General features: G+C 60.8%; 20 protein-coding genes. 10 read left to right on the top strand and 10 right to left on the bottom strand.

Features of this window, described 5'->3' with window-relative positions; genetic code table 11:
• Window positions 1–102 precede the first annotated feature (102 nt).
• Together nfuA and CXQ82_RS12630 are read right to left on the bottom strand one after the other, a co-directional pair.
• On the bottom strand, window positions 103–687 hold the full coding sequence (gene nfuA, locus CXQ82_RS12635) for a Fe-S biogenesis protein NfuA (RefSeq protein WP_003173594.1): 585 nt from the start codon (window positions 685–687) through the stop codon (window positions 103–105).
• A gap of 152 nt (window positions 688–839) precedes the next feature.
• Window positions 840–3,122, bottom strand: a complete 2,283-nt coding sequence (locus tag CXQ82_RS12630; RefSeq protein ID WP_101269371.1) for a fatty acid cis/trans isomerase — start codon at window positions 3,120–3,122, stop codon at window positions 840–842.
• Window positions 3,123–3,288: 166 nt separating this feature from the next.
• Between CXQ82_RS12630 and metH the strand changes: the two genes are divergently transcribed.
• The 4 genes from metH to CXQ82_RS12610 all read left to right on the top strand — a co-directional run bounded on the left by metH (window position 3,289) and on the right by CXQ82_RS12610 (window position 9,882).
• The gene (gene metH, locus CXQ82_RS12625; RefSeq protein WP_101269369.1) at window positions 3,289–6,999 is read left to right on the top strand and encodes a methionine synthase; all 3,711 of its coding nucleotides are present in this window, start codon (window positions 3,289–3,291) and stop codon (window positions 6,997–6,999) included.
• 52 nt (window positions 7,000–7,051) lie between these two features.
• Window positions 7,052–7,261, top strand: a complete 210-nt coding sequence (locus CXQ82_RS12620; RefSeq protein ID WP_101269367.1) for a DUF2970 domain-containing protein — start codon at window positions 7,052–7,054, stop codon at window positions 7,259–7,261.
• 484 nt (window positions 7,262–7,745) lie between these two features.
• Window positions 7,746–9,404, top strand: a complete 1,659-nt coding sequence (locus CXQ82_RS12615; protein WP_101269365.1) for a nitrite/sulfite reductase — start codon at window positions 7,746–7,748, stop codon at window positions 9,402–9,404.
• The gene (locus tag CXQ82_RS12610) at window positions 9,388–9,882 is read left to right on the top strand and encodes a DUF934 domain-containing protein (RefSeq protein ID WP_101269363.1); all 495 of its coding nucleotides are present in this window, start codon (window positions 9,388–9,390) and stop codon (window positions 9,880–9,882) included. The genes CXQ82_RS12615 and CXQ82_RS12610 overlap by 17 nt, the downstream gene beginning before the upstream one ends.
• Before the next feature lie 131 nt (window positions 9,883–10,013).
• On the opposite strand, the gene CXQ82_RS12605 is transcribed toward CXQ82_RS12610, so the two are convergent.
• Entirely contained in the window at window positions 10,014–10,421 is a 408-nt protein-coding gene (locus CXQ82_RS12605; RefSeq protein WP_101269361.1) for a MerR family transcriptional regulator, read from the bottom strand.
• Between the two features lie 71 nt (window positions 10,422–10,492).
• Here CXQ82_RS12605 and CXQ82_RS12600 point away from each other — a divergent pair, with 71 nt between their 5' ends.
• Both CXQ82_RS12600 and poxB read left to right on the top strand, forming a co-directional pair.
• Window positions 10,493–11,722 (top strand): NADH:flavin oxidoreductase/NADH oxidase family protein, encoded by a 1,230-nt coding sequence (locus CXQ82_RS12600; protein ID WP_101269359.1) that lies wholly within the window; start codon window positions 10,493–10,495, stop codon window positions 11,720–11,722.
• Between the two features lie 81 nt (window positions 11,723–11,803).
• On the top strand, window positions 11,804–13,528 hold the full coding sequence (gene poxB / locus CXQ82_RS12595) for a ubiquinone-dependent pyruvate dehydrogenase (RefSeq protein WP_101269357.1): 1,725 nt from the start codon (window positions 11,804–11,806) through the stop codon (window positions 13,526–13,528).
• A 54-nt stretch (window positions 13,529–13,582) separates the two neighbouring features.
• Here poxB and CXQ82_RS12590 read toward each other — a convergent pair whose 3' ends face one another.
• Complete coding sequence (locus CXQ82_RS12590; protein ID WP_101269354.1) at window positions 13,583–14,140, bottom strand: NADPH-dependent FMN reductase; 558 nt, start codon at window positions 14,138–14,140, stop codon at window positions 13,583–13,585.
• 226 nt (window positions 14,141–14,366) lie between these two features.
• On the opposite strand from CXQ82_RS12590, the gene CXQ82_RS12585 reads away from it, so the two are divergent.
• On the top strand, window positions 14,367–14,603 hold the full coding sequence (locus tag CXQ82_RS12585) for a hypothetical protein (RefSeq protein ID WP_016979714.1): 237 nt from the start codon (window positions 14,367–14,369) through the stop codon (window positions 14,601–14,603).
• A gap of 63 nt (window positions 14,604–14,666) precedes the next feature.
• On the opposite strand, the gene CXQ82_RS12580 is transcribed toward CXQ82_RS12585, so the two are convergent.
• Window positions 14,667–15,008 carry a hypothetical protein gene (locus CXQ82_RS12580; RefSeq protein WP_101269352.1) on the bottom strand — a complete coding sequence of 114 codons (342 nt, stop codon included), beginning with the start codon at window positions 15,006–15,008 and terminating at the stop codon, window positions 14,667–14,669.
• Window positions 15,009–15,163: 155 nt separating this feature from the next.
• Between CXQ82_RS12580 and CXQ82_RS12575 the strand changes: the two genes are divergently transcribed.
• Window positions 15,164–16,057, top strand: a complete 894-nt coding sequence (locus CXQ82_RS12575; RefSeq protein WP_101269350.1) for a LysR substrate-binding domain-containing protein — start codon at window positions 15,164–15,166, stop codon at window positions 16,055–16,057.
• Here CXQ82_RS12575 and CXQ82_RS12570 read toward each other — a convergent pair.
• The 5 genes from CXQ82_RS12570 to CXQ82_RS12550 form a co-directional block, all read right to left on the bottom strand.
• Complete coding sequence (locus CXQ82_RS12570; protein WP_101273774.1) at window positions 16,050–16,625, bottom strand: GNAT family N-acetyltransferase; 576 nt, start codon at window positions 16,623–16,625, stop codon at window positions 16,050–16,052. The genes CXQ82_RS12575 and CXQ82_RS12570 overlap by 8 nt on opposite strands.
• A gap of 8 nt (window positions 16,626–16,633) precedes the next feature.
• Window positions 16,634–18,889, bottom strand: coding sequence for an Orn/Lys/Arg decarboxylase N-terminal domain-containing protein (locus tag CXQ82_RS12565; RefSeq protein WP_101269348.1), 2,256 nt, complete (start codon window positions 18,887–18,889; stop codon window positions 16,634–16,636).
• 205 nt (window positions 18,890–19,094) lie between these two features.
• Window positions 19,095–19,835: a DNA polymerase III subunit epsilon gene (gene dnaQ / locus CXQ82_RS12560; protein WP_177409955.1), complete on the bottom strand. Its 741-nt coding sequence runs from the start codon at window positions 19,833–19,835 to the stop codon at window positions 19,095–19,097.
• A gap of 64 nt (window positions 19,836–19,899) precedes the next feature.
• On the bottom strand, window positions 19,900–20,352 hold the full coding sequence (rnhA, locus tag CXQ82_RS12555) for a ribonuclease HI (RefSeq protein ID WP_003173571.1): 453 nt from the start codon (window positions 20,350–20,352) through the stop codon (window positions 19,900–19,902).
• Window positions 20,353–20,382: 30 nt separating this feature from the next.
• Window positions 20,383–21,141 (bottom strand): class I SAM-dependent methyltransferase, encoded by a 759-nt coding sequence (locus tag CXQ82_RS12550; RefSeq protein ID WP_101269344.1) that lies wholly within the window; start codon window positions 21,139–21,141, stop codon window positions 20,383–20,385.
• Window positions 21,142–21,206: 65 nt separating this feature from the next.
• Between CXQ82_RS12550 and gloB the strand changes: the two genes are divergently transcribed.
• Together gloB and CXQ82_RS12540 are read left to right on the top strand one after the other, a co-directional pair.
• On the top strand, window positions 21,207–21,974 hold the full coding sequence (gloB, locus tag CXQ82_RS12545) for a hydroxyacylglutathione hydrolase (protein WP_101269343.1): 768 nt from the start codon (window positions 21,207–21,209) through the stop codon (window positions 21,972–21,974).
• Between the two features lie 98 nt (window positions 21,975–22,072).
• A complete protein-coding gene (locus tag CXQ82_RS12540) occupies window positions 22,073–23,488 on the top strand; it encodes a transglycosylase SLT domain-containing protein (protein ID WP_101269341.1) in 1,416 nt (471 codons plus the stop codon).
• The last annotated feature ends 71 nt before the right edge of the window (window positions 23,489–23,559 follow it).

Here is a 23,559-nt window from a genome sequence, read left to right as displayed (position 1 = left end):
GTTGATCTGCTTTGTTAGGAAGATAGCGTAACCATTTGAAATACAAGCATAAAAAACGGCGCTCACGGGGCGCCGTTTTTTTGTTCGCAGTGAACGCCTTACTCAGTAGTAAGCGTTTTCTTTCTGCGTGTGGTCGGTCACGTCACGCACACCCTTAAGCTCCGGAATACGCTCCAGCAGGGTGCGCTCGATACCTTCGCGCAGGGTCACGTCCGCCTGGCCGCAGCCCTGGCAGCCGCCACCGAACTTCAACACGGCGATGCCGTCTTCAACCACGTCGATCAAGCTGACCTGGCCGCCGTGGCTGGCCAGCCCCGGGTTGATTTCGGTTTGCAGGTAGTAGTTGATGCGCTCGTTCACCGGGCTGTCGGCGTTGACGTTCGGCACCTTGGCGTTGGGCGCCTTGATGGTCAACTGGCCGCCCATACGGTCGGTGGCGTAGTCGACCACGGCGTCGTCAAGGAAGGCTTCGCTGAAGGCATCGATGTAGGCGGTGAAGCTTTTCAGCCCCAGGGCGGTGTCTTCAGGTTTCTCTTCCCCAGGCTTGCAGTAGGCAATGCAAGTCTCGGCGTATTGGGTGCCGGGCTGGGTGATAAAGACGCGGATACCGATACCTGGGGTGTTCTGCTTGGACAGCAGGTCAGCCAGGTAATCGTGGGCGGCGTCGGTAATGGTTATGGCAGTCATGGAAACTCCTCACAGGCTTGCCGGCAGTTTACGCCAAATTATTACCGAGGTACAAAGTCCTAGTGTTTTTGTCGGGATAGTTTTTGGCCGCGTGGAGTGCTGAGTACATATCCGTTATTTAGGCAATGGCGGATACGCACTCAACAACCCACTCACAAATTCTCATACCGATTCATGTCCAACACCCCCTCTTCCACCGGCGTGGTTTCACGAATGTACTGCGACAAATCGTGGAAATACTGCCAGAACAACGGGTGGCTGCGGCGTACGCCCCAGCGGTTGACAATCGCCTCAAAACGCTTGGCATCCTTGGCCCGCTCCATTTCGGCAACAAACTGCGGCACGTCCCCGGCCGGGATATTGAACATGAAATTCGGATAGCTACTGAGCACCCCAGGATAAATAGTCACGGTATCCAGCCCCGGCTGATAGCGATAAGCCTCGCCCAGCAGGAACGCCACATTACTGTGCGCACGGTTGCGCAACATGCTGTAGACCACCCGTTTGCCGTCGGCGGTTTCAATGCGCAGCATCGTGGCCTCGGGCAACTGCTCGATAACCTTGAGCCCGGCTGCCGGGCGAGATGTCAGGCGGCTCAGCGCTTGCTCGGCATCCTGCAACGCCGGATCGATACCATCCCGCGAGCAAAAAGCCCCGGAGCAGCGGTTGATCGGGTCGGGGCTGGCGTTCAGGTCGCCGTAACGGCTGAGCAACTGGTTGGCAAAGTCGCGCTTGGGATCCTTTTCATCCAGGTGCAAGCCGGTGGGCTTGTCGTCGTCAATGGCTTCATAGTCCAGCCACAGCTTGATCTTGCCACTGTTCTGGTACCAGTCGTCCATAAAGTCGTCGCGGCTGTCGGCCGGCATCAGCCGCAGGAAATTCTGCTCGGCGCCATTGCGGATCAGGTCGAAATACAAGCGCGTCTGAGCCTGGTGCGACACATTGCCGAACACATCAAAGTTCACCGCCAGTTGATAGTAGGTGCGCTCCAACAACGGATAGTCGAACAGCCACATCGTCTGTGGCACTTCGCCGATCAAGCCTTTGCTCACCGCCGCGCTGTCGAAGTGGCGGAAGATCGTCAGCAGCGCATTGTCATTGCCCGCCCACAGGCTCGACCAGCTTGGCGGCGGCAGGTCGGCGTAGCTGTCACGGCGCAAGGCCTCGTATTCATTGCGTTTATCCCGGTATTTGAGCCACAGGCTGAGCACACTGCCGACATCGTCGATCTGCCCCGGCATCGCCAGCAGTGGCGTGGCCTGGCCTCGATAGCGGGCATCGTTGACATACAGGTCGTGGTCCGGGTCTTGGAACAGGGTCCAGAAATTGTCGCGAATCACGTCCGTGGCGATCTGCCCACGGCACACCGGCCCGCGAATAAAAGTGCGCACGAAGTATTCGGCGTTATCCAGCATGAACTGGTAGCGCGCCTTGGCCGGGATCGCTTCGAAGGTCTCGAATGGGTTGGCGCGGCGCCCGGGACCGTAGCCCGGCAAGGCATTGACCTGCCAGTCAGCGGCGTAGAACAGCTGTTTGATCCGTGCCATTTTCGCCGCGCTGAACGGGTAAGTGATGTGGGTTTTGTGCACGATCACGCCCTGTACCGGCCACAAGCGGTAGTAAACCTGGGTACCCGGGTCATCGTTGGGGCGGCGCGTGGCGATCAGGTCGATGGGCTGGCCACTCGGCGTGCGCGAACGCACCCATTGGAAGAAATGCCCCGGTTCGCCATTCTCGAAATAGATATGGGCCAGAAACAAATGCTCGAACAACCAGCGTGCCACCAGGCTTTCACGGGCGCCCGGCTGGTTGAACAGGTTTTCCCACTGCTGCACCTGCAAGGCTTCCTTGGCGCTGGGCGCCAGGCCCTGCTCATCAATCGGCGCCCCGGAGGCCAGCCAGCGTTGCAGCGTCTGGTATTGCTGGTCGGTCAGGCCGGTGACCGCCAGCGGCATGCCTTCCTTGGGATGAGCGCCGGCGTAGGCGTTGAACTCGCCGGGCGTGGCGCACATGTTTTCACGGTTCAGGCCCAATACGATCTCGTCGGGCAACTTGGCGTTGGGCTGCAGCGGCGCGTTGTGGCCCAGCTCCAGCATGCGCGCCATCAGCGCCGCCTGGCTGCCCTGGGCGTCCAGCACGGAATAGAAGCCTTTCTGCTGCCAGGCCTGCTTGCCGAAAGCGTCATAGAATAACCGGGTGGTGGGTGTGGCCTGGCTGCGTTCGCCGTCGTAGACCGGTACTTTAGTGGCACCGCGCGCCGCCCCCTCGGCACTGCCCAGGTTGAGCTGGCAGGCGGAGTCGTAGCAGGCATGGCAGGCCACACACTTTTCGGTGAAGATCGGTTGGATGTCGCGGGTGTATGAAATGGAACCTTCTGCCAGAGCGGTACTGGCGACCAATGCCAGGACGGCGCTGACGATAAGACGAAGTGACATGTATCCGGTCCCGATTCAATGCGTGCGCTGAAAAATTGCCGACGATTCTACCGATGTCGACACGCCATCAACATGAACGATATTCATGCAAAACCTGGCCATGCTCCAAAACCACACAGGTTTGCTATGATCCACGCCCTCCGTAATACCTGACCAGAGTAGTCCCATGTCCGATCGTAGCGCTCGTCTGCAAGCCCTCCAACAAGCCCTCAAGGAACGCATCCTGATCCTCGACGGCGGTATGGGCACGATGATCCAGAGCTACAAACTGGAAGAGGAAGACTACCGTGGCAAACGCTTCGCCGACTGGCCAAGCGACGTCAAGGGCAACAACGACCTCTTGGTCATCACCCGCCCGGACGTGATCGGCGGCATCGAGAAGGCCTACCTGGATGCCGGCGCCGACATTCTCGAAACCAACACCTTCAACGCCACCCGCATCTCCATGGCCGACTATGGCATGGAAGAACTGGCCTACGAGCTGAACGTAGAAGGCGCACGCCTGGCGCGCAAGATTGCCGACGCCAAGACCGCCGAGAACCCGGCCAAGCCGCGTTTCGTTGCCGGTGTACTCGGCCCGACCAGCCGCACCTGCTCGCTGTCGCCAGACGTGAACAACCCCGGCTACCGCAACGTCACCTTCGATGAGCTGGTGGAAAACTACACCGAGGCCACCAAAGGCCTGATCGAGGGCGGCGCCGACCTGATCCTGATCGAAACCATCTTCGACACCCTCAACGCCAAGGCGGCGATCTTTGCCGTGCAGGGCGTGTTCGAAGAGCTGAACCTCGAACTGCCGATCATGATTTCCGGCACCATCACCGACGCCTCCGGCCGCACCCTGTCGGGCCAGACCACCGAAGCGTTCTGGAACTCCGTGGCCCACGCCAAGCCGATTTCCGTAGGCCTCAACTGCGCCCTGGGCGCCAGCGAACTGCGCCCTTACCTGGAAGAGTTGTCCAACAAGGCCAACACCCACGTCTCGGCGCACCCCAATGCCGGCCTGCCCAACGAGTTCGGCGAGTACGACGAACTGCCGTCGGAAACCGCCAAAGTCATCGAAGAATTCGCCCAGAGCGGCTTCCTCAACATCGTCGGCGGCTGCTGCGGCACCACGCCGGGGCATATCGAAGCCATCGCCAAGGCCGTGGCCGGTTACGCACCGCGGGTGATCCCGGACATTCCCAAGGCTTGCCGCCTGTCGGGCCTGGAGCCGTTCACCATCGATCGCAGCTCGTTGTTCGTCAACGTCGGCGAGCGCACCAACATCACCGGTTCCGCACGCTTTGCCCGGCTGATCCGCGAAGACAACTACACCGAGGCCCTGGAAGTCGCCCTGCAGCAGGTGGAAGCCGGCGCCCAGGTGATCGACATCAACATGGACGAGGGCATGCTCGATTCGAAGAAGGCCATGGTCACCTTCCTCAATCTGATTGCCGGCGAGCCGGACATCTCCCGCGTGCCGATCATGATCGACTCCTCCAAGTGGGACGTGATCGAAGCCGGCCTCAAATGCATCCAGGGCAAGGGCATCGTCAACTCCATCAGCATGAAGGAAGGCGTAGAACAGTTCATTCACCACGCCAAACTGTGCAAGCGCTACGGCGCCGCCGTGGTGGTGATGGCCTTCGACGAAGCCGGCCAGGCCGACACCGAAGCGCGCAAGAAAGAAATCTGCAAACGCTCCTACGACATCCTGGTGAATGAAGTTGGCTTCCCGCCGGAAGACATCATCTTCGACCCGAACATTTTCGCGGTGGCCACCGGCATTGAAGAGCACAACAACTATGCCGTCGACTTTATCAACGCCTGTGCCTATATCCGCGATGAACTGCCGTATGCGCTGACCTCCGGCGGCGTGTCCAACGTGTCGTTCTCGTTCCGTGGCAACAACCCGGTGCGCGAGGCGATCCACTCGGTGTTCCTGCTGTATGCGATCCGCAACGGCCTGACCATGGGTATCGTTAACGCCGGCCAGCTGGAGATCTACGACCAGATCCCGGCCGAGCTGCGTGATGCGGTGGAAGACGTGGTGCTCAACCGCACCCCGGAAGGCACCGACGCCCTCCTCGCCATCGCCGACAAGTACAAGGGCGATGGCAGCGTCAAGGAAGCCGAAACCGAAGAGTGGCGTGGCTGGGACGTCAACAAGCGCCTGGAACACGCACTGGTCAAGGGCATTACCACACATATCGTTGAAGACACCGAAGAGTCCCGGCAGTCGTTCGCGCGCCCGATCGAAGTGATCGAAGGCCCGTTGATGTCCGGCATGAACATCGTCGGCGACCTGTTCGGCGCCGGCAAGATGTTCCTGCCCCAAGTGGTGAAGTCCGCGCGGGTAATGAAGCAGGCCGTGGCCCACTTGATTCCGTTTATCGAGCTGGAAAAAGGCGACAAACCGGAGGCCAAGGGCAAGATCCTGATGGCCACGGTGAAAGGCGACGTGCACGACATCGGCAAGAACATCGTCGGCGTGGTACTGGGGTGCAACGGCTATGACATCGTTGACCTGGGCGTAATGGTACCTGCGGAGAAAATCCTGCAGGTGGCCAAGGAACAGAAGTGCGACATCATTGGCTTGTCTGGCCTGATCACACCGTCCCTGGATGAGATGGTGCACGTGGCCCGCGAGATGCAGCGCCAGGACTTCCACCTGCCGCTGATGATCGGTGGCGCCACCACCTCCAAGGCGCACACGGCGGTGAAGATCGAGCCCAAGTACAGCAACGACGCGGTGATCTACGTGACCGACGCCTCGCGTGCGGTGGGTGTAGCCACGCAGTTGCTGTCGAAGGAATTGAAGGCCGGTTTCGTCGAGAAAACCCGCCTGGAATACATCGACGTGCGTGAACGTACCGCCAACCGCAGTGCGCGCACCGAGCGCCTGAGCTACCCGGCGGCCATCGCCAAGAAGCCGCAGTTCGACTGGAGCACTTACACGCCGGTCAAACCGACGTTTACCGGCTCCAAGGTGCTGGACAATATCGACCTCAAGGTGCTGGCCGAGTACATCGACTGGACGCCGTTCTTTATCTCCTGGGACCTGGCCGGCAAGTTCCCGCGCATCCTTGAAGATGAAGTGGTCGGTGAAGCCGCCACCGCGCTGTACGCCGATGCCCAGGAAATGCTCGCCAAGCTGATCGACGAAAAACTCATCAGCGCCCGCGCCGTGTTCGGCTTCTGGCCGACCAACCAGGTGCTGGACGATGACCTGGAAGTGTACGGCGACGACGGCCAGCCGATTGCCAAGCTGCACCACCTGCGCCAGCAGATCATCAAGACCGACGGCAAGCCGAACTTCTCCCTGGCCGACTTCGTTGCACCTAAAGACAGCGGCGTGACCGATTACATCGGTGGTTTCATCACCACCGCCGGCATCGGCGCCGAAGAAGTCGCCAAGGCCTATCAGGATGCGGGCGACGACTACAACTCGATCATGGTCAAGGCCCTGGCCGACCGCCTGGCCGAAGCCTGCGCCGAGTGGCTGCACCAGCAGGTGCGTAAAGAGCACTGGGGCTACGCCAAGGACGAACAGTTGGACAACGAGGCGCTGATCAAAGAGCAGTACAGCGGCATCCGCCCTGCCCCGGGCTACCCGGCCTGCCCGGATCACACCGAAAAAGCCCAGCTGTTCCAACTGCTCGACCCCGAGGCGCGCGAAATGCACGCCGGCCGCAGCGGCGTGTTCCTCACTGAGCACTATGCGATGTTCCCGGCGGCGGCGGTCAGCGGCTGGTACTTCGCCCACCCGCAGGCGCAGTACTTTGCCGTAGGCAAGGTCGACAAGGACCAGGTCAACAGCTACACCGCGCGCAAAGGCCAGGATCTGGCCGTGACCGAGCGCTGGCTGGCGCCGAACCTGGGCTACGACAACTAAGCCGCGCTGGATTGTCTATGCTGTCCCTCACACACCTGGTGTCGAGGGACCCATGGACGATCAAAAGCCGCCGACCTTCTGGCAGATGCTCCACAGCGTGATGGCCGCCGCGTTTGGCGTACAGAGTGGCAAGAATCGCGCCCGCGACTTCACCCATGGCAAGCCCAGCCACTTTGTGATCCTGGGCATTTTGTTTACCGCCGTGTTCGCGCTGACGCTGTTTGGCATCGTCCTGCTGGTGTTGCACCTAGCCGGCGTGTGAACCCAATCAAAAATGTGGGAGCGCGCTTGCTCGCGAATGCGGTGTGTCAGCGAAAAAATTATCGACTGACACACCGCATTCGCGAGCAAGCGCGCTCCCACATTTGGGTCCTTATCTAACTTGAGATCGCATGTTGCCTACTGGTGGCTGACCCAGAACACGGCGGTTCCCACCACCAGAATTATCAAGAACAGAATCGCCCAGGCATCCACGGTACTGTCGGGTTTACGGGCTTTGGTCGGATTGCTCATGGCATCGCCTCTTATCGGTTTTATAGGTGATTGCACTCAAACACGCTCACAGTAAAGTCGACGATTGCCCGCATGACAAATGTGGGTATCGCGATAACCGTTCTCATTAGTCAATTTGGTTATTTGCATATACTCAAACATCACTTTTGCGCATAAACGCAAACTGGTATCGTGCGCCGGCTCCGTTGGGAGTGCGCGGCCGTGCGCGCAGATTTGCCGAGAACAGGACCTATATGTACGTATACGACGAATACGATCAGCGCATCATCGAGGACCGCGTCAAGCAGTTCCGTGATCAGACCCGACGCTACCTAGCAGGTGAACTGAGCGAAGAAGAGTTCCGCCCTCTGCGCCTGCAAAATGGCCTTTATGTTCAGCGCTTTGCGCCGATGCTGCGGGTGGCCGTGCCCTATGGCCAACTGACTTCGCGCCAGATGCGCATGATGGCCAAGATTGCCCGCGACTTCGACAAAGGCTATGCCCACATCAGTACCCGCCAGAACGTGCAGTTCAACTGGCCGGCCCTGGAAGATGTGCCGGACATCCTGGCTGAACTGGCGACCGTGCAGATGCACGCCATTCAGACCAGCGGTAACTGCCTGCGCAACGTGACCACCGACCAATTCGCCGGTGTTGCCGCCGACGAGTTGATCGACCCACGCCCCTGGTGTGAAATCGTGCGTCAGTGGACCACCTTCCACCCCGAATTCGCCTACCTGCCGCGCAAGTTCAAGATCGCCATCAATGGCTCGACCTCGGACCGCGCCGCCATCGAAGTGCACGATATCGGCCTGGAGCCGGTGTACAACGCGGCCGGCGAGCTGGGCTTCCGCGTCCTGGTGGGTGGCGGCCTGGGCCGTACCCCAGTGGTTGGCGCGTTCATCAACGAGTTCCTGCCGTGGCAGGACCTGTTGAGCTACCTCGACGCCATCCTGCGGGTCTACAACCGCTATGGCCGTCGTGACAACAAGTACAAGGCCCGGATCAAGATCCTGGTCAAGGCGCTGACCCCTGAGGTATTCGCGCAGAAAGTCGACGCCGAGATGGAACACCTGCGCGGCGGCCAGACCACCCTGACCGAAGCCGAAGTACACCGCGTGGCCAAGCACTTCGTCGACCCTGAGTACAAGGCCCTGGCCAACCAGGACGCCGAGCTCGCAGCGCTGGATAAAGAGCACCCGGGCTTTGCCCGCTGGCGTGGCCGCAACACCCTGGCGCACAAGAAGCCGGGTTATGTCGCCGTGACCCTGTCGCTGAAACCCACCGGTGTGGCACCGGGCGATATCACCGACAAGCAGCTGGACGCCGTCGCCGACCTGGCCGACCGCTACAGCTATGGCCAATTGCGCACTTCCCACGAGCAGAACATCATCCTCGCGGACGTTGAGCAGAGCCAACTGTTCACCCTGTGGGGCGAGCTGCGCGAAGGCGGTTTCGCCACGCCGAACATCGGCCTGTTGACCGACATCATCTGCTGCCCGGGCGGCGATTTCTGCTCCCTGGCCAACGCCAAGTCGATCCCGATTGCCGAATCGATCCAGCGCCGTTTCGACGACCTGGACTACCTGTTCGACATCGGCGAGCTGGACCTGAACATCTCCGGTTGCATGAACGCCTGTGGTCACCACCACGTCGGCCACATCGGCATCCTGGGCGTGGACAAGAAAGGCGAAGAATTCTACCAAGTGTCCCTGGGTGGCAGCGCCAGCCGCGATGCGAGCCTGGGCAAGATCCTCGGCCCGTCCTTCGCCCAGGAAGCCATGCCCGAGGTGATCGGCAAGCTGATCGACGTGTACATCGAACAGCGCACCGAAGATGAGCGTTTCATCGACACCTACCAGCGCATCGGCATTGACCTGTTCAAGGAGCGCGTCTATGCAGCGAATCATTAAGAACAACGAAGTCCTCGACGAAACCTGGCACCTGCTGCCCAAGGACGCGAGCTTCGACGGCATCTCCAACTGCGACGACCTGATCGTGCCGCTGAACCTGTGGCGCGAACATGGCCACGCCCTCAAGGCCCGCGACGGCGGCCTGGGCGTGTGGCTGGACGCCGATGAGGAAGCCGAGGAAATCGGCGAAGACGTGGAGCACTTCCAGGTTATCGCGCTGAACTTCCCGGCCTTCACCGACGGCCGCAACTACTCCAACGCGCGCCTGCTGCGTGACCGTTACGGTTACAAAGGCGAGCTGCGCGCGATTGGTGATGTGTTGCGCGACCAGTTGTTCTACCTGCGCCGCTGCGGGTTCGATGCCTTCGCCCTGCGCGCCGACAAAGACCCGTACGAAGCGCTGGAAAGCCTCAAGGACTTCTCGGTGACGTACCAGGCTGCAACGGATGAACCGCTGCCACTGTTCCGCCGCCGCTAAGACCGAATCTGCAGAACAAAGCAAAACCACCTGTGGGAGGGGGCTTGCCCCCGATAGCAAAGTGTCAGTCAACGGTTACATGACTGACTCACCGCTATCGGGGGCAAGCCCCCTCCCACATTTGGATCTGCTTACTGTCGACCAATCTTGATCGACGCCAGCACCTGCTTCTGCTCCATGGAGCACGGTACCCCTTCCGGTTGCGCCCGCACCGCCTCGATCACGCCGAGCAATTGCGCCTTGCTGTGGGCCAGTTGCGCCTGCATCCCTTCGATCTGCACCACCTTACGCTCCAGCGCCTCGATCAACGCTTCGCGCTTGTGCTCACCCGGCGCGGGCATCAATGCCTTGAGTTCCTGCAAAGTAAACCCGGCCTGCTGCGCGCTCTGAATCAATTGCAAGGTTTGCAAGGCTTCCGCCGGGTAACGCCGATAGCCATTGGCCTGACGCCCAACTTGGTTGATCAGCCCTTCAGCCTCATAAAAACGAATACGCGACGCCGCCAGCCCACTCTGTTTTGCCAGCTCACCAATGTTCATCCCGACACCTGCTTGACATTAAAGTTAACTTTAAGCTTAGCCTGAGGCCTCCCCCGTTCAGGAGTCAACCCATGTCACCCTTTGAAGCCTTGCAACTGCCCAACGGCCAAGTCATCGCCAACCGTATCGCCAAGGCGGCGATGGAAGAAAATATGGCTGATGCCAACCAGGCGCCGTCCCGCGAGTTGAAGCAGCTGTACAAGGCTTGGGCAGACGGTGAACCCGGCCTGCTGATCACCGGCAACGTCATGGTTGACCGCCGCGCCATGACCGGCCCAGGCGGCGTGGCCCTGGAAGACGAACAGCACCTGGCCAGCTTCCGCGAATGGGCCGACGTAGCCCGGGCCAAGGGCGTGCACTTCTGGGTGCAGCTCAGCCATCCGGGGCGCCAGACCATGGCCAACCTGGGTCAGCAGGCACTGGCACCGTCTGCCATCGCGCTGGACCTGGGCGGTTTTTCCAAGATGTTCGCCAAGCCGACGGCCATGACCGAAGACAACATCCAGGAGGTGATCAAGCGTTTCGCCACCAGCGCGCGCCTGGCCGAGAAAGCCGGATTTACCGGCGTGCAGATCCACGGCGCCCACGGCTATTTGCTCAGCCAGTTTCTCTCGCCTTTGAGCAACCACCGCACCGACCGCTGGGGTGGCACCCTGGAAAACCGTGCACGCCTGCTGCTGGAAGTGATTCACGCCGTGCGCGCCAGCGTCAGCCCGTCGTTTTGCGTGGCGGTAAAACTCAATTCGGCCGACTTCCAGCGCGGCGGCTTCGATGAAGCAGATGCCCATGCGGTGGTGGAAATGCTCAACCCGCTGCCCATCGACCTGTTGGAATTGTCCGGCGGCAGCTACGAAGCCCCGGCCATGCAAGGCGAAGCGCGGGACGGCCGCACCCTGGCCCGTGAGGCGTACTTCCTGGAATTCGCCGCACACATGGCCAGCGTCGCCGCCATGCCCGTGATGGTCACCGGTGGCATCCGCCGCCTGCCCATCGTGCAACAGGTGCTGGACAGCGGCATCGCCATAGCCGGCATCGCCACCGCCCTGACCCTGGAGCCACAACTGATCAAGCATTGGCGCGAGGGCCGCGACCTCAACCCGCAACTCAAGCCCATCGACTGGAAGCGCAAACCCCTGGCGTCCCTCGCCACCCTGGCCGTGGTGCGTGACCAGATGCGCCGCCTGAGCCGTGGCCGCCTGCCCAATGCCAACGCCTCCCCCTGGCTGGCGTTGGTGCGCGACCAATGGTTTATCGCGCGGCGCACCCGGCAATACCGCGCGGCCATGACGCAATCTTCATGATTTAAGGCGGAGCATTCGCCGTGATCGAACTGTCCCCTATTGATCAGCAGTTTTTAACCTCACTGACGATTGGAGTTCTTCATGGCGAAAATCAACCTGGCCCAGCAGCTGGCGACCACCCTTGAACAGGCGGGTATCAAGCGCATCTGGGGCCTGACCGGCGACAGCCTCAACGGCCTGACTGATGCGTTGCGCAGCATGGACAGCATCGAATGGATGCACGTGCGCCACGAAGAAGTCGCCGCCTTCGCCGCCGGCGCCGAAGCGGCCGCCACCGGTGAGCTGACCGTGTGCGCCGGCAGTTGCGGGCCGGGCAACCTGCACTTGATCAATGGTCTGTTCGACTGCCACCGCAACCATGTGCCGGTGCTGGCGATTGCTGCACAGATTCCGTCGTCCGAGATTGGCCTCAACTACTTCCAGGAAACCCATCCCCAGGAACTGTTCAAGGAGTGCAGCCACTTTATCGAGTTGGTGACCAACCCCGAGCAGATGCCCCAGGTGCTGCATCGCGCCATGCGCTCGGCGATCCTCAATCGCGGCGTGGCGGTGGTGGTGATTCCGGGGGATGTGTCGCTGCTCGAAGTGGAAGACAAACTCAAGCCGTGGCCAGCCCTGCACGCGCCGCGCACGTTGCCGGCGGAACCAGACCTGCAACGCCTCACCGAGATCCTGCAAAGCAGCCAGAAAGTCACCCTGCTGTGCGGCAGCGGTTGCGCCGGCGCCCATGATCAAGTGGTGGCCCTGGCCGACACGCTGGGCGCGCCCGTGGTACACGCCCTGCGCGGCAAGGAGCACGTGGAGTGGGACAACCCGTTCGATGTGGGCATGACCGGCCTGATCGGTTTCAGCTCCGGCTACCACGCCATGCTCGACTGCGACACGTTGATCATGCTCGGCACCGACTTCCCCTATCGCCAGTTCTACCCCACTGACGCCAAGATCATCCAGGTCGACCGCAACCCCCAGGCCTTGGGCCGCCGCGCCACGCTGGACCTGGGCATCGCTGCGGATGTGAGTGAAACCATCGACGCCCTGCTGCCGCGCCTGACGCGCAAGACCGATCGCAGCTTTCTCGACACATCGCTCAAGCATTACACCAAAGCCCGCCAGGGGCTGGATGACTTGGCGCAGCCGTCCAAGGCCAACCGCCCTATCCACCCGCAATACGTGGCGCGCTTGCTCAGCGAACTGGCGAGCGACGATGCCATCTTTACCGCCGACGTCGGTTCACCGACCGTGTGGGCCGCGCGTTACTTGAAGATGAACGGTAAGCGCCGCCTGATTGGCTCGTTCAACCACGGCTCCATGGCCAACGCCATGCCCCAGGCCATCGGCGCACAGGCAGCGTTCCCCGAGCGGCAGGTAATCTCGATGTCCGGCGACGGTGGCTTCGCCATGCTGATGGGGGATTTCATCTCGTTGGCGCAGCTGAAGCTGCCGGTCAAAGTCATCGTGTTCGATAACTCATCCCTGGGTTTTGTCGCCATGGAAATGAAGGCAGCGGGCTATCTGGACGCCGGCACCGAGCTGAAAAATCCGGACTTCGCCGCCATGTCCAACGCCATGGGTATCCTCGGCATTCGCGTGGAGCAATCCGAAGACCTCGAACCGGCCCTGCGCCGCGCCCTGGCCCATGATGGCCCGGTGCTTGTGGATGTGGTCACGGCCACTCAGGAACTGGTGATGCCGCCGAGCATCAAGCTGGAACAGGCCAAGGGCTTCAGCCTGTACATGCTCAAGGCGGTGATGAGCGGGCGTGGGGATGAAGTGATTGAGCTAGCGCGCACTAACTGGTTGCGCTGATCTGAAACTGTGGGAGGGGAGCAAGCCCCTCCCACGGTTGTTTTGATTGTCAGATCAGCCGTGTTGTTTTTCTACCCACTTGCTGTAGGCATCAATAAAAGCCTGCAAGAACGGCTTGGTCTTTTCCGAGACTTTTCCCGACTCGTCAAACACGCTGCCGGCGCCGCCCAGGTAGGCTTCCGGTTGCTGCATGCACGGTACATCGAGGAACACCAGCGACTGGCGCAGGTGATGATTGGCGCCAAAACCGCCAATGGCGCCCGGCGACACACTGATGATCGCCCCCGGCTTGCCACTCCAGGCGCTTTGCCCATAGGGGCGGGAACCCACGTCAATCGCATTCTTCAACGGCGCGGGCACGGAGCGGTTGTATTCGGGGGTCACGAACAACACCGCGTCGGATGAACTCACCTGTTGACGGAAAGTACTGTAGGCTGCCGGCGGTGTCGCACCGTCGATGTCTTCGTTGTAGAGCGGTAAATCGCCAATTTCCACAATGTTCAACTTCAGGTTGGCAGGGGCCAGTTCGGCCAATGCCAGCGCGACTTTGCGGTTGATCGAGTCTTTTCTCAAGCTGCCAACCAGGACGGCAATCGTGTAGACCTTGCTCATTGAGGTTTCCCGACGTCTGACTAAAGGAGCTTGTAGTTATAGAGGCTTCACGGCGCGATCACCAGAAGGTTGTGATAATTCGCCGGGCGCTTGTTTCGTTGTTCAATGCGTAGGAATCGTCTGAAAACATCAGCGAATTTTATTTTTCCCCATAGGTAAACTACCCCGCTCTATGACGGTCTACAGAACCGCAAATCGAGTGTTTATCTCCAGAGGTTCTAAACAGATGGCAGCAGTACTAGTCGGACAGTTTCATGCCAGAGACGCAGAAGGACGCGTGTACTCGGTGCATGAATTCCAGGAATCCAACCCGGCGCAAGGCGACCTGGCTGGCTCGGCCCCTACCACCACCTACAAGCTGGCCATTGGCGACCGTGTAGAAAAACTGGAAGGCGATGAGTTCAAACTGATCCAGTCGGGCACCATTCTCGTGCGCGAATCGCAAACTACCCTCGCGTCATAAGTTCGATCCCCCGAACGTACCTGCTCAGTCCTGGCCATTGACGGCATCGACTGGGCCGGGCGATCAGGGCTTGCGCAGCTCCGTCACTTCCAGCGCCTCACCCTCCACCTGCTTGAGCGTCACCAGCACCCGCCCCCGCTCGCCCTCCACCGCATACATCAAGCGCTTGTAGCCTGGCGAATTGTTTGCGGGATACGCAACTACCTGCCTGACCATTGTCATGCCCAGCACGGCACCGACCTGCTCGCCCACCTGCTCCTGGGAACGGATAAACGTTTCGAGCGCGAGGTTTTCCGGCGTGGTTTCGTCGTGATTGCTGAAGAGATAAGCAGCCACGCACCCTACGGTCACCAGGACCAGGAGTTGCTTGGCCGTTACCCCGAGGAAGCTCGAGGGCATAGGCATGTGGGACCGGACCTGTTTTTGTTGTAATGGTCGTCAGTGATCAGTCGAGCCATTCTAATGCGGTCTGGGCCGAACACCAGATCACCGCGCAGTCTTTTTTGCGCTGGCCGGCCTGTGCCATTGAAACCCCACCGCACTGCACATAGACTCCGGCGATGCGTTTACGTCATATCGAAGTGATTCAGGCCATCTTGCAGACCGGACACCTCGGCACGGCCGCCGAATGGTTGCAACTCCCCGTGGGCGATGTAGAGGCAGCGCTCAAGGACGCCGAGCAGCAATTGGGCTTCATGCTGTTCGCCAGCGTGCGGGGGCGCTTGCAAGCCACCCGCGAGACCCTGGAGCTGCAGGCCGAAATCGCCCATGTGTATGAAGCGCTGGAACCCGTGCAGCGCCTGGCCAGCCGCTTGAAACACCACCACGCCCCAACCCTGCGCGCCCTGTGCACGCCGCCCCTGGCCAATCAGTTGTTGCCGCAAAGCATTGCGTTGCTGCGTCGGCGCTTTCAGGACACGCCCTGCAACCTGTCGAGCCAGCCGACCCGGGACATCGTCAGGAGCCTGCTGCTGCGCGACGCCGACGTGGGCCTGAGCCTGCACGACCCGGAACACGCGCAAATCCACAGCCGCGTGCTGGCCCAAGGCAAACTGCAACTGCTCGCCCCCCACGGCTGGCTCAAGCCCAAGCAGAAGTACATTGCGCTGCAGGACCTGGCCGGCCAGTCGATGATCGGCCTTGAAGGCCAAGACCCGCTCAGCCGCCAGTTGGACGCCAAGCTGCAAGCCTTGCGCCCGCTGCCGGTGGTGCAGACGCGGGTGCAGACCTACCAGATGATGCGCAGCATGGTGGAAGCAGGAGAAGGCCTGGCGATTGTCGACCCGTTCACCGCTTACGGCGCGCGCGAGGCGGGGTTGGATGCGTGCCCGGTGTCGCCGCCGATAGCTGTGAGCCTGTATGCGCTGACGCTCAAGGAGGCCACGGCCTCACCGGCACTGAATGCGCTGCTGGAAATCGTTGCGCAGAAGGCTGAAGGCCTGATTCTTATGTAGCAGCGACATTGAACAGTCGGTACCAGAAAATCGCCACTTCACGGGTTTGCGGGTCGATGCCGCGATAGCGCAGGTGGTCGATCCCGCCCATCACATAGCCGCAACGTTCATACAAGCGGCAGGCCCCGAGGTTGTTGTTCTGGGTTTCGAGCATCATGCCCGGCAGGTTTTTCTTGCGGCTCCAGAACTGCGCCACATCCAGCAAGGCCTTGGCCACCCCGTGCCGACGCGCGGGCAAGACCACCGCCAACTCGTCGACATGGGCAAAACCGTTCCAATTGGTACTGACCACGATATGCCCGACCGCACGATCATCCAGGTAGGCCATGAAGATTGCACTGTCCGGCGCGTCGCGAAAACTGGCGAACTCTTCGGGGTCGATGCCGTAGCACTTGCGGTACGGCACGATGCGCTCCACGGGCCACTGATCGACGCGCTTGCCCATCTGCGGCTCACCGTAGGCGCTGACCTCAAAGCTGAAGTCATTGCCCCACACGTAGGCATCGAAGCCTTCGTCGGCGACGCGAACACTGAGCCCCGGATACTTCGGGTTCATTACAGCTTGCATAAACATTTTTAACCCTTGATGCAGTCGACGGTGTAACAACGACCACTGCCGTCATCTTCGTGTTGCAACCCATGCACATCGGCGACAAAACCGGGAAAACTGCTATCGAACGTCCGGGCAAAGGCCAGGTAGTCAATAATCGATCGCGTCGACTCGGTGAAACGCTCACCCGGCATGATCAGCGGAATGCCGGGCGGGTAAGGCACCAGCATCACCGCGGCGATACGCCCCGGCAAGGCATCGATGGACACGGCCTCCACTTCGCCCTTGACCAGTTGGTCGTAGGCATCTGCCGGTTTCATCGCGATTTCCGGCAACACCGTGTACATCCGCTTGAGGTGCTTGGCGGTCGCGTTGCTACGGTAACAGCTATGCAACTGATCGCACAGGTCGCGCAAACCCAGGCCCTGATAACGCAGTGGGCCTTGGGCAAACACCGATGGCAAACAACTGGCCAGGCTGACATTGGCGTCGTAATTGCGTTTGAACTCCAGCAACTCGGTGAGCAAGGTACTCCATTTGCCTTTGGTGATGCCCATGGAAAACAGCACGAGGAAGGAATACAGCCCGGTCTTTTCCACCACCAGCCCACGCTCCCAAAGGAATTTGCTGACCACTGCCGCAGGGATTCCGCAATCGCTCAAGGCGCCCCCGGCGTTCAAGCCGGGCATCACCAAGGTCACTTTGATGGGATCCAGCAGCACGTAATCCTCGGCGACGTCGCCAAAGCCGTGCCAGTCATCCTCGGGTTGCAGCAGCCAATCCGCCGTCGCCACCCGGTCGATACCGGCCACCGACGGCGGCTGCCAGATGGAAAACCACCAGTCTTCGGCAGCAATGTGCTGGCGCAGGTTGGCCAGGGCGCGGCGAAAACTCAGGGCCTCGTCGAACATTTCCTGCAACAGCGAGCGCCCCGCCGGGCCTTCCATCATCGCCGAGGCCACGTCCAATGACGCAATGATGCTGTACTGCGGCGAGGTGGAGATATGCATCATGAACGCTTCGTTGAAACGGTCGCGGTCCAACTGGCGCGCGCCGCCGTCCTGCACGTGAATCATCGAGGCCTGGCTGAACGCCGCCAGCAGCTTGTGGGTGGAATGGGTGGTGAACACCAACGGGCTGTCCGGGGTGCGCGAGGTGCCCATGCCGTAGCGCCCGGCAAAGAACTCATGAAACGCCGCATAGGCATACCAGGCCTCGTCAAAGTGCAACACCTCGACACTATTGCCCAATTGCTGCTTGATCAGCTCGGCGTTGTAACACAAGCCGTCGTAAGTGGAGTTGGTGACCACCGCCAGCTTGACCTTGGGCGGACGGCCACGGGCCAGCGGGCTGGCATCGATCTTGGCGCGGATCGACTCGGGGCTGAACTCGCTCAGCGGTATAGGGCCGATGATCCCCAGTTCGTTGCGCTCCGGGCACAGGTACAGCGGGATCGCGCCGGTCATGATGATCGAGTGCAACACCGACTTGTGGCAATTGCGGTCGACCAGCACCAGGTCATCGCGCCCCACCATGGAGTGCCACACAATCTTGTTGGCGGTGGATGTGCCGTTGATCACGAAGAAGGTATGGTCGGCGCCGAAATTGCGCGCGGCGCGGGCCTCGGCTTCGGCCAGGGGCCCGGTGTGATCGAGCAATGAACCCAGTTCGGGCACCGATACGGACAAATCCGAGCGCAGCGTATTTTCCCCGAAGAACTGATGAAACGCCTGCCCTACCGGACTTTTGCGGTAGGCCACGCCACCACCATGGCCGGGGGTATGCCAGGAATAGTTGGAGTCGGCGGTGTGTTGCACCAGGGCTTTGAAAAAAGGCGGCAACAGGCCATCCAGGTAGCTGCGCGCCGCACGGGCCACTTGCCGGGCCAAAAACGGCACCGTGTCTTCGAACAGGTACAGGATGCCGCGCAGTTGGTTGAGTTCGCTCATGGCATCGGCTGGCGCGTTTTCCAGGGTCACTTGTTCGCCCAAAGCGAAGATCGGCAGGTTTGGCGCCCGCAGCCGCGCCAGGCGGATCAGTTCGACCATGTTTTGCAGCAAGTGGGTGTTTTCGCCGGCGCCTTCGGCGGCAATCAGCATGCACGCGAGGCCATGATGGGTGGAGGCCACCAGCCGGCCTTCGGCGTAGTCCACCGCGGAAAAGATACTGAAGCCCTCCTGTTCCAGCTCTTTGGCGATGCCTCGGACCCGGTCACCGGCAACGGTGTCGGCCTTGATGTCACGGTGCACGATCAGAACGGGGAACTTCAGGTCTTTGTACATGAGTGCTTGTAGTCCTGAGGGCTATGCACTCAAGGGTAGAAGCTGGGACGGGATGTGGCGAATGAAGATTTTGCCGACGATGGAGATCAACTGTGGGAGCGGGCTTGCTCGCGAATGCGGTAGTTCAGTCGACTCATCCAGTGACTGGTATACCGCATTCGCGAGCAAGCCCGCTCCCACATTTTTGACCGTATTCAGTCAGGGGTTATTGCTGGGTCAGCTGGGACCACAACGCCGGTGCGCCCGCCGACTTCGCAATCGCTTCCAACCGCGCTGCGTGCTCGGCCAGGTCCTGCTCACTGGCGCGGATGATCGTGGTGGGCGTGCGGTCTGCCGGCAGGCGACGGATTTCCGAGGGACGGTTGCCCGAACCCTCTGCCGAGCCGCTGCCGTCGGAGGCATTACCCGCCAGCGACAGGCTGGTCTGCCCACCGGTCATGGTCAGGTAGACGTCGGCGAGAATCTCGGAGTCGAGCAAGGCGCCGTGCAGTTCACGGCCGGAGTTGTCGACGCCATACCGTTTGCACAACGCATCGAGGCTGTTGCGCTGGCCGGGGTGACGCTCCCTGGCCATCATCAAGGTGTCGAGAATCGAGCAGTGCTGGGAAATATCCGCGCGTTCCGTTTGCCCCATCAGGGCAAATTCGTTGTTGATGAAACCAACGTCGAACGCCGCGTTATGGATGATCAACTGGGCGCCGTTGATGAATTCAAAAAATTCATCGGCGACCTCGGCGAAGCGCGGCTTGCCCTTGAGGAACTCGTCGGTGATACCGTGGACGCCGATGGCACCTTCGTCACTGTCACGGTCCGGCTGCAGGTAGACGTGGAAGTGCCGCCCGGTAAGGCGCCGACCCATCAGCTCAACACAGCCGATTTCAATGATCCGGTGGCCGTCGGTCACCGGCATGCCGGTGGTTTCGGTATCGAGTACAACAGATCGGATGGCCATCAGGGTTCAGCTCTCAACGGTGGTATACAAAGGGCGTGATCTTAACACGTGACGGGCATCAGCTCTGCTTGTAGCCGCGCACTTCGTCCACGCCACGGTTGGCAAGCTGGTCGGCGCGTTCGTTACCCGGATGGCCGATGTGCCCGCGTACCCACTTCCAGGTGATGTCATGGCGATTGCATTGCTCGTCGAGCAATTGCCACAGGTCGGCATTTTTAACCGGTTCCTTGGCAGCGGTCTTCCAGCCGCGCTTCTTCCAGTTGACCATCCACTCGTTGATGCCCTTCATCACGTATTGCGAGTCGGTCACCAACAGCACATTGCAACGCCGCTTGAGTTCTTCCAGGCCGCGAATGGCGCCCATCAGCTCCATACGGTTGTTGGTGGTATTGGCTTCGCCACCCCACAACTCCTTCTCCACGCCCTTGCACACCAGCAATGCGCCCCAGCCGCCAGGGCCTGGGTTGCCTTTGCAGGCGCCATCGGTGAAGAGTTCTACGCTATCGGTCATCGGTTGCTCGGTCTGAATTCAAAAGAGGTTTTACGGTTCGCTTTGCTTGCGATTGACCTTGGCCATCGGCATCGGTACCAGCTTGCCCATAGGCTCACGGCGTACCTGGCGCACGGGGCGCAGGCCAACCACGATCTTGCGCGCGACCAATAAATAGAAGCCGCCACCCGACAGTTGCCAGGCACCCGCGCGGCGTTCCCAGCCGGCCAGGCGGCCTTGCCACTTGGTCGAGGCAAGCGGCGGACGATAGCACCCGAAGCGGCGTTTCTCCAGCGCGAAGCCCAGCAGGTTCAACCAGTCGCCCACTCGTGAGGGCGAGATGCAACGCGCCTGGCGCAGGCCGTCATGGGCGAACACGTGGCGCAGGCCCCAACTGCTCCAGGGGTTGATGCCGATAATCAGCAAATGCCCCCCCGGGCGCACACTGCTCGCCGCTTCGCGCAGCAAACCGTGAGGTGACAGGCAGAAATCCAGGCCATGCTGCAACACCACCACATCGGCGGCGTGCTCGCTCAGCGGCCAGGCCTGCTCCTCACAGACAATTTCCACCCCTGGCAACGGCGCGCCCAGGCGCACATTGCGCTGCACCTGCGGCGCGGCGGGCGGGGTCTGGGCCGACGGGCCGTAGTGCACCAGGTAACCGCCGAAGAACCGCCCCAGCTCGTCTTCGAGCATGCGCCGTTCTTCATCCAGCAAAAATTGCCCAATCGGCCCGGACAGCCATTCGCGGGCCGCACTGATCAGGGCCAGCCACTCAGGATCGGCCTGGGCGAACGCTTTATCAGTCATTGCATTCTCCAACTCGCCTAGACGTTCTAAGATGCACCAATGTGTTCAGCTTGGCGAATCGAAGAATGATACAGATCAGTGCCCTGCCCGCCTTCACCGATAACTACATCTGGTTGTTACAGGACCCGCACACCCAACGCTGCGTCGTGGTCGACCCTGGCGACGCCGCGCCCGTGCTGGCCTGGCTCAAACAGAACCCACAGTGGGCCTTGAGCGACATCCTGGTCACCCACCATCACCACGACCATGTCGGCGGTGTCGAACAGCTCAAAAGCCTGACTGGTGCCACCGTCTACGGCCCGGCCAATGAAAACATCCCGGCGCGGGACGTGGCCTTGCAAGATAACGACCGCATCAACGTGCTGGGCTGGGACTTCGATGTCTACGCCGTGCCCGGCCACACCTTGGGCCATATCGCCTTTTATCACCCGGGCGTGCTTTTGTGTGGCGACACCCTGTTCGCCGCCGGCTGCGGCCGTTTGTTCGAAGGCACCCCGCAACAGATGCACACCTCACTGGAGCGCTTGGCCGCCCTGCCCGCCGAGACACTGGTGTATTGCACCCACGAATACACACAAAGCAACCTCAAGTTTGCCCAGGCCGTGGAACCGGACAATGCCGATATCGCCGAACGGGTGGAACACGTCCAGCAATTGCGGGCCCGCGGCGAGATGACTTTACCCTCCAACCTGGCCCTGGAAAAACGTACTAACCCTTTTCTGCGCACCGCTGAAACATCCGTTAAAGAAAAAGCGGACGAACGGAATGGCCGCGACAACCGCTCTGGGGCCGAGGTGTTTGCTAGCTTGAGGGCGTGGAAAGATAAGTTCTAAGCGCACGCAATCTGATACGTAATTTCTGAATGGTTGACCGCAACCCAAGCGCTTTCTAGAATCGCCCGACATTTTTGCCCGGAACTTACTTCCAGCCAATGTCGTCATCTATTCGTAAATCCATTTCTTCAGACGCATTGACCCGCCTGGCTCAAGCTGTGGCGGTGGCTGTGTCCGCCACACTGGCGGGCTGCCAATCAAGCAATTTCACCGCACAATCCACCGTGCAACCCAAGCCTAACCTCAGCGCCAAGATCAAACAGAAACCGGTTATCTGGCTGTCGGAAAAGCCAGCTCCCGAAGTACCCCAGGATGTCTGGGAACGCATGCGACGGGGCTTCCAAATGCAGGAAGGCCTGGGCGTCAACCCGCGCATCGAGCAACAGCGCTTATGGTTCGCCAGCAACCCATCCTTCCTGGAGAACGCCGGTGAACGCGGCAGTCTCTATATTCATTACATCGTCGAACGCCTTGAAGAACGCAACATGCCCCTGGAGCTGGCGCTGCTGCCAGTGATTGAAAGTGCCTACAACCCGATGGCCTATTCGCGCAGCGATGCGGTCGGCCTGTGGCAATTCATCCCCTCCACCGGGCGCTACTTCAACCTGCGCCAGACCCGTGCCTACGACGGCCGCCGCGACATCACCGCCTCCACCACCGCCGCCCTGGACTATCTGACCCGTCTGCACGATATGTTCAACGGCGACTGGCTGCTGGCCCTGGCGGCCTATAACGCCGGCGAAGGCACGGTCAGCCGCGCCATCGAGCGCAACGAGAAGCTCGGCTTGCCTACCGACTACTGGAACCTGCCCCTGCCCCAGGAAACCAAGGACTACGTGCCCAAGTTCCTGGCGCTGTCCCAGGTGGTGCTGGCTCCCGAGGCCTATGGCGTGAACCTGAGCCCGATCGCCAACACACCGTATTTCGAAGTGGTTGAAGTCAAGCAAAGCATGGACCTGTCACGGGTTGCCGCGCTGGCCGAAATCGACGAAGACGAGCTGTTCCAGCTCAACCCGGCGCTCAAGCAACGCACCACCCTGGACGGCCCCCAGCATTTGTTGGTGCCCAGCTCCAAGGCGCAACTGTTGACCAGCACGCTTTCGACGATGAAGCCGGAAGAATTGCTGGCCATGCGCCCGAAAAAGCAGGTATTCGACGAAGTCGAGACGGCGCGAGTGGCCGGGCGCACCCGCAACTACAAGGTGCGCAGTGGCGACAACCTTACGTTGATCGCCAAGGCGAACAAGGTGGATGTGCATGACCTGCAGCGCTGGAACAAGCTCAACGGCCAGGCCCTCAAGGTCGGCCAGACCCTGGTGATGCAGGACACGCGCAAGCTGGTGGCCAAGGCCGACAGCAAGAAGCCGGTGCAATACAAGGTCAAGAAAGGCGACTCGCTGTACATCGTCGCCAAGCGTTTCAATGTCGAGATGCAACATCTCAAGCGCTGGAACCCGCGCACTGGCCAGGCGCTGAAGCCGGGGCAGATGCTGGTGGTTTCAGGGCCGCGTTAAAGCCTCAAGAGCACCGCCAAGCTAATTGTGGGAGGGGGCTTGCCCCCGATAGCAGTCTGTCAGCCACCCGA

The sequence above is a fragment of the Pseudomonas sp. S09G 359 genome, assembly GCF_002843605.1.
Classification (GTDB): domain Bacteria; phylum Pseudomonadota; class Gammaproteobacteria; order Pseudomonadales; family Pseudomonadaceae; genus Aquipseudomonas.
This window is presented reverse-complemented; position numbering and strand designations above follow the sequence as displayed.